We start from the raw sequence: 10,421 nt of genomic DNA, 5'->3' as shown, positions 1-10,421 counted from the left end.
CCGCCGCCGCCCGACGAGCCGCCACCGCCGGAAAAACCACCGCCCCCCGATGATCCGCCGGACCAGCCGCCGCCACCGCCAAAGCCACCACCGAACCCGCCTCCGAAACCACCGCCGCCATTGCGACCGGAGCCAGAAGACCCGAAGGTCATGTCGAGCCATTTGTAGCGGCCAGGTCCGATCTTGCGGCCGAACTGCCGCGCCAAAAAGGGCAGAACAAACGAGAAGAAGATGATTGCGCCCCAGATGAGAAGAAGCGGGTCGATGCCTATCCCGGCATCATCGCCGCTCGTATCCGGCGCGTTGCGCTTGTAGCGCGCTTCGAGCTCAGCGGCGTTGCCGCTCAGCACACCAACGATGTCGTTTGTTGCGGCCTGGATCCCGAGGCCGAAATCGCCGGCGCGGAAAGCCGGAACCAGAACATTTTCGATGATCAGCTTGGAGTGCAGGTCGGTCAGCGTGCCTTCCAGACCGTAACCGACCTCAATGCGGATCTTGCGGTCGTTGGGCGCTACCAGAAGCAGCACGCCGTTGTTCTCACCTGCCTGACCCAGGTTCCAGGCGCGGAACAGGCGATTGGCATAGGGTTCGATCGCTTCTCCGTCGAGGCTGGCGACGGTGGCAACCACGATCTGATCGGTGGAGCGGGCTTCGAAGTTGGCCAGCGTCTGCGTGATCTCAGCTTCGATCGCGGGATCGATGACGCCCGCCTGATCCACCACGCGCCCGGTCAGCGCCGGAAGCTCGGCTCCTTGCGCAACACCGCTGGCCGTTGCCGCGAGCATAAACGCGGCGAACAGTCGAATGACGAAGGTGCGCAAGGCGATCATATCGGCTCAAGCGTCAGTTGGCCGGCTTGGCGCCCGTTCCGAAGTTGACGCTTGGCGGCGTCTGGTTTTCTTCCGTGGTCGTAAAGGCCTGGAACGGCTTGGCGTCCGTGTACCAGATCTTCGCCCAGATGATGTTCGGGAAGGTCCGCAGCGTGGTGTTATAAACGCGTGCGGCTTCGATGTAATCGCGACGGGCGACGGCGATGCGATTTTCCGTGCCTTCAAGCTGCGCCTGCAAAGCCAGGAAGTTCTGGTTCGACTTCAGGTCGGGATAGTTCTCGACCACGGCCAACAAACGAGACAATGCGCCGCTGAGATTGGCCTGGCTGTCCTGGAACGCCTTGATCGCAGCGGGGTCTTGCAGCATCTCGGGCGAAACCTGGACCTGTGTTGCGCGGGCACGGGCATTGATCACGCCTTCCAGCACTTCGCGCTCCTGCTGGGCGTAGCCCTTCACGGTTTCCACGAGGTTGGGGATGAGGTCGGCGCGGCGCTGATACTGGTTCTGCACTTCGCTCCAGGCAGCTTTTGCCTGCTCTTCCTCGGTGGGGATCGTGTTGATGCCGCAGCCAGCGAGCAGCGGCATGAGCAAAGCAAGCAGCAGCGCCGGCACCGAGAAAGTCGGGCGCGGCAGGGGCAGAGCGCGGATCATCAAAAGCCTCGCGAAACGGTTTCAGCGCTTCTTACATGCTCCATCGTGGCCGTGAGACAAGAGGTGCGCGACAAGCTTGGTTCCTGTGCGCGCATCGCTATGCTGACGATGGGCGTAGCGCAAAGGGTGAAATGGCGATGTCGAGGGACGACGAACAAGCACGCGAAGCGCGGCGCATCCTCGAGCGGATGAGCGCCGAAAGCGACGGTGCGGCCATGAAGGTCGTCAGCCGCACGGCAGCGCGTGGGCGCGATCATTTCGGTGCAGCCGATGCGGATAAAGATGACTGGGTGGAAGTGTGGGGCATGCGGATCGGACGCGCGATCAGCGTCATCCTGTTGCTTGGGGCAATCCTTTACCTCGTCCTGTATCTCCTGCGCGGCTGACCCGACGCCTTACGACTGCGGGCCGTCGGGCGTCACGGCATTCGTCTTAACGCTGGCGAGCGCTGGTTCGGGCAAACGGCGCCACAGGAACCAGCAGATGATGCTGATGACACCCATTACCGGCACCACGACGGCGAGACCCATGACCGGATCGGGGAAGGCGGCGATCAACAAGCCGCCGATCATGCCGGAGCCCATCTGGAAGAACCCTGCCAGCGCGGAGGCTGCACCCGCAATATGGGGGAAGGGCGCGAGCGAGGCCGTGGTCATGGCTGGCATGATGAAGGCCAAACCAAAGGCTGCAAAAGCGATCGGGCCCATCACCTTCAGAAAGGTCGGTTCGGTAAAGGTGAGGAGATAAAACAAGGTGGTGATGCCGATTGCCGTAAAGCACAGGCCGACCGGAACAAGGGCTACGGCATGCATGCGGCGCATCAACCGGCGCACGACGATGTTGCCGATGAAGTAGAAGCCGGACTGCATCAGCATGCCGACCCCGAACTGGCTCGGCGTCAGGCCGACGCGGGTCATCAGGATGAAGGGGAGGGCCGTCGCCTGCGCATAGATCGCGCCGGTGGTGCCGCCGACCACAATGGCCGAATACAGGAAGTAGCGGCTTTTCAGCAACGTCGCATAGGAGCGGACCAGCGCTTTCGGCTGCACGCGAGAGAGATCACGCACCACGGTCTCGCGCAGCGAGGTGTAAACGGTGATTGCAATGCCTGCGCCGGCGGCAAACATCAGGATGAAGATCGCGTGCCAGCCGAAGACTTCCATGGTCAACCCGCCGAGCGTCGGTGCGGCGGCGGGCGCAATGCCGAGGATCAGACCGATCAGGTTCATGATGCGGGCGGACTGGTCGCGTGTGAACAGATCGCGTACCACCGCGCGTGAGATTGCTATGCCGACCGCCGCACCTACCCCTTGCACGAAGCGCGAGACGATCAGCACTTCGATGCTGGGCGCAAACAAGGCCGCCGCGCTGGCTACGCAATAAATGCCCATGAAGGCGATGGTGACGGGACGGCGGCCCCAGCCATCCGACAGCGGGCCGCAGATCAGTTGGGCGAAAGCGAAGCCCGCGAAATAAAGCGTCAGCGTGAGCTTCACCATCTGTTCGGTGGTGCCGAACGCCTGCACGATTTCGGGCATAGCCGGCGTAAACAGCGCCATGGACGTCGGGCCAATGGCAACCAGGATCGCGCCGATCAGCGCCACCCGGCGCTCGCTCATGAGGGGTTGCGCGGTCGTGGCGAAATGCGGCTGGACGTTCATGCGGCGTTTGCCTGCCCATCCGCCCGCATGGTCAGAAGCCGGTCCCTCACGGCCTTGAGCATGATCGTGAATTGCTGCCAGTCTGCATCGGGAAACTCGCCCGCGAGGTCTGTGCGGATACCGGCTGACACTTGCTGGACCTTGTCCAGCAGCGCATCGGCCTCTTCGGTGACGGAGATCAGCTTGGCGCGTCGGTCGGCGGGATCGGGGGTACGCTTGACCAGTTCGCGGGTTTCCAGACGATCGAGCAGGCCGGACAGCGTCATGGCTTCGATGCCCATGCGCTCGGCCAGCACGTTCTGGCGTACGGTTCCAGCGCGGGCCGCATGGGCCAACACGCGACCCTCGCCATGGGTCATGTCGCATCCAGCGTCTTTGAAACGCTGGTCGGCTTCGTTGCGCAGGAGGCGGGCGAGATCGGTGACGAGGAACCCGAACGAGTCGGGATCGAGGGTGCGGGCCATAATGATTTCGTAAGCTGAAGGATAATAAGGCCTGCTTATTATCTGCGGCGTCACTCGTCAAGCGGTTGCAGCCTCGTGCCAGCCCGCTTACATCGAAGTCACGGCGCCTTTACGGCACTGCGCGGTTTCCAAGCACAGGTTCACCTCATGACCATCGATCTCGGCACCCACCCGCTCACTCGCTGGACCGGTCCCTTCGATCTGCCGGCTTTCGGCAGCGTTCAGGATCAGGATTTCGAGCCGGTGTTCGAAGCGGCACTCCGTGCCCACGAAGCCGAGATCGAGGCGATCGCTGGCAACAGCGAGACGCCGACGATCGCGAATACGTTGCAGGCTTTGGAACTGAGCGGCGATGCGCTGGATCGGGCCTCGGCTGTGTTCTGGATGCTGGCCGGCGCGCATACAAATGAGCGGATTCAGGGCGTTGAGCGTGCGATATCTCCCCGTATGGCGCGCCATTTTTCCGCTATTTCGATGAATCCGCGCCTTTTTTCCCGCATTGACGACCTGTTTAACCGGCGTGACGAGCTCGATCTCGACCCTGAAACGCGTCGCGTGCTGGAAAAAACGTGGCGCCGTTATGTCCGTTCCGGCGCCAAGCTGGGGGACGAAGACAAGGCTGCCTTAGCCAAGATCAACGAGGAACTGGCCAGCCTCGGCGCGAGCTTCGGCCAAAACGTGCTGGCCGACGAATCGAGCTGGGTGATGTTCCTGGATGCCGGCGATCTCGACGGTCTGCCGGACTTCCTGAAGGCCGCGATGGCTGAGGCAGCTAGCTCGCGCGGTGAAGCCGGACGCTACGCCGTCACGCTTTCGCGCTCGATCTACGAGCCTTTCACCACCTTCTCCGAACGCCGTGACCTCAGAGAAAAGGCGTTTCGCGCCTTCACCATGCGGGGCCAGAATGGTGGCGCGACGGATAATAGCGAAGTGGTTCGCCGGACGCTGGAATTGCGCGCGGAAAAGGCGCGGTTGCTGGGCTACGAAAGCTATGCCGCGCTGAAGCTCGAAGAAACCATGGCGAAAACGCCGGCGGCCGTTCAGGCCTTACTTGAGCCGGTGTGGCAGAAGGCTTTGGAAAAGGCGGCTGTCGATCAGGAAGGCCTGGAAGCTATTGCTTCCGGCGAGGGGCATAATCATCCTATCGCTGCCTGGGACTGGCGCCATTACGCCGAAAAGCTGCGGGCGCAGCGTTTTGCCTTCGACGAAGCGGAGCTGAAGCCGTATCTGCAGCTGGAAAACGTCATCGCCGCCTGTTTCGACGTCGCGACAAAGCTGTTCGGCATCGGTTTTCGCGAGCAAAAGGGTGTCACGGCCTGGCACCCGGATGTGCGCACCTTTGCCGTGCTGGACGGGGATGGCACGCAGCGCGGCACGTTCCTGGCGGACTATTTCAATCGCCCGACCAAGCGCTCCGGCGCCTGGATGAGCGCGTTGCAGAGCGGCTATAAAATGGACGGCGGCTCCAAGCCGATCATCTACAATGTCATGAATTTTGCACGCCCGCCCGAGGGTGAAGCAGCACTCCTTTCATTGGATGAAGCGCGCACGCTGTTCCATGAGTTCGGCCATGCGCTGCATGGGCTGTTGACCGATGTGACCTGGCCTTCTGTTGCCGGAACGGCTGTCAGCCGCGACTTCGTGGAACTGCCGTCGCAGCTCTATGAGCACTGGCTGACCGTGCCTCAGGTCCTGGAAAAGCATGCGCGACATAGGCAAACCGGCGAGCCGATGCCGCAGGCGCTGATCGAGAAGATGGAAGCGGCGAAGACCTTCAATGCCGGTTTCGCGACAGTAGAGTTCACCTCGTCCGCGCTGATCGACATGGCTTATCACCAGTTGTCCAAGGCGCCGGAAGATCCGCTGGCTTTCGAGGCCGACACGCTGGAGGCGCTGGACATGCCGGAAGCGATCGCCATGCGCCACCGCACGCCGCACTTCCAGCATGTGTTTGCCGGCGACGGCTATTCGGCCGGTTACTACTCCTACATGTGGTCGGAAGTGCTGGATGCCGACGCCTTTGCGGCCTTCGAGGAAACGGGCGATCCGTTCGATCCGGAAACGGCTGCCAAGCTGCGCGAATTCATCTATTCTGCTGGCGGCACCCAGGAGCCCGAAACGCTCTACACCGCGTTTCGCGGACGTATGCCGTCCGCCGATGCGATGATGGCCAAGCGCGGCATCGCCTGAGCCATGGAACTCCCGGCTCGCCTGCGCAAGGCGGTGGATGCTGCCTTGGCGGGCGTTCCGCTGGCTGATCTGCAACGCGCTTCCGAGCGCCTGACGCAGCGCTATCGCGGCGAGGTGCTGGATGGGCAGCTGCATCTTGGTGACGAGGTGGCCGCGCTTGCTTATGTGACAGCGCGTCTGCCGGCGACCTATGCGGCAGTACGGGCGGCATTGGAGTACACGGCGGAGCTAGTGCCGGACTTTCAGCCTGCGATCTTGATGGATATCGGCTCGGGGCCAGGCACAGCCATGTGGGCTTCAGCTGATTGCTGGCCGAGCCTAAAGGAGGCGCTTCTGCTGGATGCCAGCCCTTCGATCCGGGCGCTCGGCTCTCGCTTCAGCGAAGCGAGCAGCGTGTCGGCGCAGTGGCGCGCTTTCGACATTGCGCGGGACGCTTTGCCGGAAACACACGCCGATCTCGTCACGCTGGCTTATGTGCTCGATGAACTCACACCTGCCGTTCAGCTCGCGCTGATCGATCAGGCCTGGGCGCGTACAACGGGCATGCTTGTGGTCGTGGAGCCGGGCACGCCGGCCGGGTGGAAGCGCATTGTGGCGGTTCGGGATCGTTTGATCGAAGCGGGCGCTGCGATCATCGCGCCCTGTCCGCATCATGCACCCTGTCCGCTGGTTGAACCGGACTGGTGCCATTTTTCGCGTCGGGTCGCGCGCTCAACCATGCACCGCATGACGAAGCGCGGTGCGGTGCCGTGGGAAGACGAGAAATACATCTATCTTGCAGCAAGCCGATCAGCGGCGGATCACCGGCAAGCCCGCATCCTGCTTCCGCCAAGGGAAAGTTCGGGCAAGGTCGGGCTGAAACTCTGTTGTGCGGATGGCGCGGCGCGAGAGCGCCTGATCACACGGCGCGAAGGCGAGACCTACAAGCGCGCGCGCCGGGCGGAATGGGGCGACGCGCTCTAGCCTTTAGTTCTCGATCGAAGCGGTGGACTGTGCAGACACGCCTTCGCGCTGCAGGCAGGATGCCGGGATGTTTGGCCAGGTCGCCGTTTCGCAGGAAGAATCCTTGGCCGTCGACGTCGTCACGCGCACGATGCGGATCGGCTCGCTTCCCGCACTCGGTGCGCTTGAAGGCGAAAGCGTCGGGGACGCTGCGCCGGCATAGGCGATGGAAGCGGCTGGAACAGCTGCGGCGGCAAGGATCGAGGCGCTAAGAAGAAGGTGTTTCATGGCCGGATGAACGAGCCATGCGCGGCCAAGTTCCCGCGCCCCCTTTCGCATCTGCGAAAAATCCTGTAAGAGCGCGGCAAATCCGAGCGCTTATCCGTTTTTCGGGCGCTTTACGCGCGCGCCAACTCCCGAGAGCCCCTGTATGAACCTTCGTAATATCGCGATCATCGCGCACGTCGACCATGGCAAAACCACGCTTGTCGATGAGCTCCTGAAGCAGTCCGGCTCTTTCCGCGAGAACCAGCGCGTTGCCGAGCGCATGATGGACTCCAACGACATCGAAAAAGAGCGCGGCATCACGATCCTTGCAAAGGCGACCTCGGTTGTCTGGAAGGACACGCGCATCAACATCGTCGATACGCCGGGCCACGCCGATTTCGGCGGTGAAGTCGAGCGTATCCTGTCGATGGTGGACGGCGCGATCGTGCTCGTCGACGCCGCTGAGGGCCCGATGCCGCAGACCAAGTTCGTGGTCGGCAAGGCGCTCAAGGTCGGCTTGAAGCCGATCGTCGCCATCAACAAGATCGACCGTCCGGATGGCCGTCACGAGGAAGTGGTGAACGAGGTGTTCGACCTGTTCGCCAATCTCGACGCCACCGACGAACAGCTCGACTTTCCGATCCTTTATGGTTCGGGCCGTAACGGCTGGATGGCCTTGAAGCCGGAAGGCCCGCAGGACCAGGGTCTCGCACCCTTGTTCGACCTGGTACTGAGCCACGTGCCGGCACCGACGGTCGGTGAAGGTCCGTTCCGCATGATCGGTACGATCCTGGAAGCGGATCCTTTCCTTGGCCGCATCATCACCGGCCGCATTCATTCGGGTTCCGTCAAGTCGAACCAGGCCGTCAAGGTTCTGGCTCAGGATGGAACCGTGCTGGAAAACGGCCGCATCTCTAAGATCCTCGCTTTCCGTGGCATCGAGCGTCAGCCTATCGAGGAAGCACAGGCCGGCGACATCATCGCGATTGCCGGTCTGCAGAAGGGAACCGTCGCTGATACGTTCTGCGATCCGTCGGTGAGCCAGCCGCTGGAAGCCCAGCCGATCGATCCGCCGACGGTGACCATGTCCTTTATCGTCAATGACAGCCCCTATGCTGGCACCGAAGGCGACAAGGTGACGAGCCGCGTGATTCGCGACCGGCTGTTGAAGGAAGCCGAGGGTAACGTCGCGCTTAAGATCGAAGAGTCGAGCGAGAAGGATTCCTTCTTCGTGTCCGGCCGCGGCGAGTTGCAGCTTGCCGTTCTGATCGAGAACATGCGCCGCGAAGGTTTCGAGCTCTCGATCTCTCGTCCGCGCGTCGTGATGCAGGACGGTGAAGACGGCGAGAAGCTGGAGCCGGTTGAAGAAGTCGTCATCGACGTCGATGAAGAATATTCGGGCACGGTCGTGCAGAAGATGTCGGAGCGCAAGGCCGAGATGGTCGAGCTGCGTCCGTCCGGTGGCAACCGCGTCCGCATGGTGTTCTACGCCCCGACCCGTGGTCTGATTGGCTATCAGTCGGAGCTTCTCACCGATACGCGCGGCACGGCGATCATGAACCGCTTGTTCCACGCTTATCAGCCCTTCAAGGGCGAGATCGCCGGACGCAACAACGGCGTTCTGATTTCCAACGACCAGGGCGAGTCCGTTGCCTTCGCGATGTGGAACCTGGAAGATCGCGGCCCGATGATCATCGATGCCGGCGTGAAGGTCTATCAGGGCATGCTGATCGGCATTCACTCCCGCGACAACGATCTCGAAGTGAACGTGCTGAAGGGCAAGAAGCTCACCAACATCCGCGCCGCCGGCAAGGATGAAGCCGTGAAGCTGACCCCGCCGATCCGTATGACGCTGGAGCGCGCTTTGTCCTGGATCCAGGACGACGAGCTGGTGGAAGTGACGCCGAAGTCGATCCGCCTGCGCAAGCTCTACCTCGACCCGAACGAGCGCAAGCGTTTCGAAAAGTCGTCAAAGACGGCCTGATTTCTGAAGCGACCCAAACCGGCTGACCCTAGGTTAGCCGGTTTTCTCTTGCGCTCTTGGCCGATCGGTCCCACATTCCCGTTGTGTTCAACAAATTGGAAGGAGGTGATCGAATGTCGAGTGATTTCGTTTCTCGTTGCGTGGTCTCGATGGATCGTCTCTGTGGGGAGCAGCCTTCCCGCTAGGATGTGATGCGCGGACGAGCGCTTGGTAGCGCCCGGGGAACAAGACCGCGCCACGGACGAATACACGGAAAGCCGCTTTGCTCACGCAAAGCGGCTTTTTTCGGTTGGGGGAAGTGGGCAAGGGCTTACGCTGCTTCGCGCTCGCGCATGTCGCTCTCGGCCAGGATACGGCGGGCTTCTTCCGGAGCCAACTCGTCAGCCCAGACCTTGAATGTGGTCAGGATATGGGGGCCGAAAGTGTGGATCAGCGGCACATCCGTGGCATCGCGACCGTAGGCGACGACGACGCGGCCTGCGCGCGGGCGGTTGTGGCGGGCATCGAAGGTGTACCAGCCGCCTTCCAGATAGACCTCCATCCAAGCGGAGAAATCCATCGGTGCCGGATCGCGGGGAATGCCGATGTCGCCGAGGAAGCCGTTCACATAACGCGCCGGGATGTTCATGCAGCGGCAAAGCGTGATCGCGAGATGCGCGAAATCGCGACACACGCCTACGCGTTCTTCATGGCCCTGGCCCGCCGTGCGGGTGGAGCGGGCATAAGAATAACCGAACGAGATGCGGTTATGCACGTAATCGCAGATGGCCTGAACACGCTGCCAACCCGGCTGTGTGTTGCCGAAGAGGTTCCAAGCCGTGTCCATCATCAGGTCGGTGTCGCAATAACGGCTGCCTAACATGAACACCAAAGCTTCATCGGGCAGTTCGGCGATCGGCACTTCACGCAGTTCCGGGTGGGCTTGCTCGAACTCACCGCTATCGGCAATCACCGCATCATACATGATGCTGGTATCGCCAGCCGGCGCCGTGAAGCGAAGGCACCGGTTGCCGAACTGATCGAGGTAAACGGTCGAGGGGATGTCCGGCGTCAGCTGCGGGCGCTGCTCGCGGACAAGATCGACGCGCCGCTCGGGACGAATTTCAAGCGCGGCGAGGATCGGCGTCGGAGCGGGGCACTGGACGCCTAGTTCGTAACCGATACGGATCAACATGATGCGCTCCAATTTCCGGACAATATGAAACAAAGCCGTTCAACCGGGCTTTGTTCCCCCGCGCCGTCTTGGACTTTCGGTGGGTATGCTCCGGCCAAACGGTGCGCTGTCAGAAGTCGACGGCGATGCCCTTCTTTTCCCAATCGCCATAGCGCACGGGATCATGGCCGCCCCGGCCACCCCGCTCCTTGGGCATGGCGGCTTCCGCCTGCTCATACTCGGCGCGCCGCGCCTGCGCTTCGGCCAGTGCGCGCTCG

Annotated in this window: 11 protein-coding genes; 4 read left to right on the top strand and 7 right to left on the bottom strand. The window is 62.2% G+C overall.

Annotated features, from left to right (window positions below):
* Positions 1–830: TPM domain-containing protein (locus RTX98_RS17660; RefSeq protein WP_416223162.1), on the bottom strand; the 830-nt coding region annotated here is incomplete at its 3' end.
* A gap of 13 nt (positions 831–843) precedes the next feature.
* Positions 844–1,482 carry a LemA family protein gene (locus RTX98_RS17655; protein WP_312798115.1) on the bottom strand — a complete coding sequence of 213 codons (639 nt, stop codon included), beginning with the start codon at positions 1,480–1,482 and terminating at the stop codon, positions 844–846.
* Positions 1,483–1,619: 137 nt separating this feature from the next.
* On the opposite strand from RTX98_RS17655, the gene RTX98_RS17650 reads away from it, so the two are divergent.
* Positions 1,620–1,868 carry a hypothetical protein gene (locus RTX98_RS17650; RefSeq protein ID WP_312798114.1) on the top strand — a complete coding sequence of 83 codons (249 nt, stop codon included), beginning with the start codon at positions 1,620–1,622 and terminating at the stop codon, positions 1,866–1,868.
* Positions 1,869–1,877: 9 nt separating this feature from the next.
* Here the strand turns inward: RTX98_RS17650 and RTX98_RS17645 are convergent, their stop codons facing one another.
* Positions 1,878–3,143 (bottom strand): multidrug effflux MFS transporter, encoded by a 1,266-nt coding sequence (locus RTX98_RS17645; protein WP_312798113.1) that lies wholly within the window; start codon positions 3,141–3,143, stop codon positions 1,878–1,880.
* On the bottom strand, positions 3,140–3,607 hold the full coding sequence (locus RTX98_RS17640) for a MarR family winged helix-turn-helix transcriptional regulator (protein ID WP_312798112.1): 468 nt from the start codon (positions 3,605–3,607) through the stop codon (positions 3,140–3,142). Before RTX98_RS17640 ends, RTX98_RS17645 begins: the two co-directional genes overlap by 4 nt.
* A gap of 147 nt (positions 3,608–3,754) precedes the next feature.
* Between RTX98_RS17640 and RTX98_RS17635 the strand changes: the two genes are divergently transcribed.
* Both RTX98_RS17635 and RTX98_RS17630 read left to right on the top strand, forming a co-directional pair.
* Positions 3,755–5,797 carry a M3 family metallopeptidase gene (locus tag RTX98_RS17635; RefSeq protein WP_312798111.1) on the top strand — a complete coding sequence of 681 codons (2,043 nt, stop codon included), beginning with the start codon at positions 3,755–3,757 and terminating at the stop codon, positions 5,795–5,797.
* 3 nt (positions 5,798–5,800) lie between these two features.
* Entirely contained in the window at positions 5,801–6,760 is a 960-nt protein-coding gene (locus tag RTX98_RS17630) for a small ribosomal subunit Rsm22 family protein (protein WP_312798110.1), read from the top strand.
* A 3-nt stretch (positions 6,761–6,763) separates the two neighbouring features.
* On the opposite strand, the gene RTX98_RS17625 is transcribed toward RTX98_RS17630, so the two are convergent.
* Positions 6,764–7,078 (bottom strand): hypothetical protein, encoded by a 315-nt coding sequence (locus tag RTX98_RS17625; protein WP_312798109.1) that lies wholly within the window; start codon positions 7,076–7,078, stop codon positions 6,764–6,766.
* Positions 7,079–7,169: 91 nt separating this feature from the next.
* Here RTX98_RS17625 and typA point away from each other — a divergent pair, with 91 nt between their 5' ends.
* Positions 7,170–8,990, top strand: a complete 1,821-nt coding sequence (gene typA, locus RTX98_RS17620) for a translational GTPase TypA (protein WP_312798108.1) — start codon at positions 7,170–7,172, stop codon at positions 8,988–8,990.
* A 310-nt stretch (positions 8,991–9,300) separates the two neighbouring features.
* On the opposite strand, the gene RTX98_RS17615 is transcribed toward typA, so the two are convergent.
* Both RTX98_RS17615 and RTX98_RS17610 read right to left on the bottom strand, forming a co-directional pair.
* Positions 9,301–10,164 carry a transglutaminase-like domain-containing protein gene (locus RTX98_RS17615; RefSeq protein ID WP_189504726.1) on the bottom strand — a complete coding sequence of 288 codons (864 nt, stop codon included), beginning with the start codon at positions 10,162–10,164 and terminating at the stop codon, positions 9,301–9,303.
* A 109-nt stretch (positions 10,165–10,273) separates the two neighbouring features.
* Positions 10,274–10,421: DUF1674 domain-containing protein (locus RTX98_RS17610; RefSeq protein WP_312798116.1), on the bottom strand; the 148-nt coding region annotated here is incomplete at its 5' end.

Origin of the sequence: Tianweitania sp., from assembly GCF_032053605.1 — a bacterium.
GTDB lineage: Bacteria > Pseudomonadota > Alphaproteobacteria > Rhizobiales > Rhizobiaceae > Tianweitania.
This window is presented reverse-complemented; position numbering and strand designations above follow the sequence as displayed.

Bases quoted from the DNA above. Each gene is read 5' to 3' on its own strand.
- RTX98_RS17645 (WP_312798113.1), bottom strand. From the start codon at position 3,143: ATGAACGTCCAGCCGCATTTCGCCACGACCGCGCAACCCCTCATGAGC.
- RTX98_RS17625 (WP_312798109.1), bottom strand. From the start codon at position 7,078: ATGCGAAAGGGGGCGCGGGAACTTGGCCGCGCATGGCTCGTTCATCCG.
- RTX98_RS17635 (WP_312798111.1), top strand. From the start codon at position 3,755: ATGACCATCGATCTCGGCACCCACCCGCTCACTCGCTGGACCGGTCCC.
- RTX98_RS17615 (WP_189504726.1), bottom strand. From the start codon at position 10,164: ATGTTGATCCGTATCGGTTACGAACTAGGCGTCCAGTGCCCCGCTCCG.
- typA (WP_312798108.1), top strand. From the start codon at position 7,170: ATGAACCTTCGTAATATCGCGATCATCGCGCACGTCGACCATGGCAAA.
- RTX98_RS17630 (WP_312798110.1), top strand. From the start codon at position 5,801: ATGGAACTCCCGGCTCGCCTGCGCAAGGCGGTGGATGCTGCCTTGGCG.
- RTX98_RS17650 (WP_312798114.1), top strand. From the start codon at position 1,620: ATGTCGAGGGACGACGAACAAGCACGCGAAGCGCGGCGCATCCTCGAG.
- RTX98_RS17640 (WP_312798112.1), bottom strand. From the start codon at position 3,607: ATGGCCCGCACCCTCGATCCCGACTCGTTCGGGTTCCTCGTCACCGAT.
- RTX98_RS17655 (WP_312798115.1), bottom strand. From the start codon at position 1,482: ATGATCCGCGCTCTGCCCCTGCCGCGCCCGACTTTCTCGGTGCCGGCG.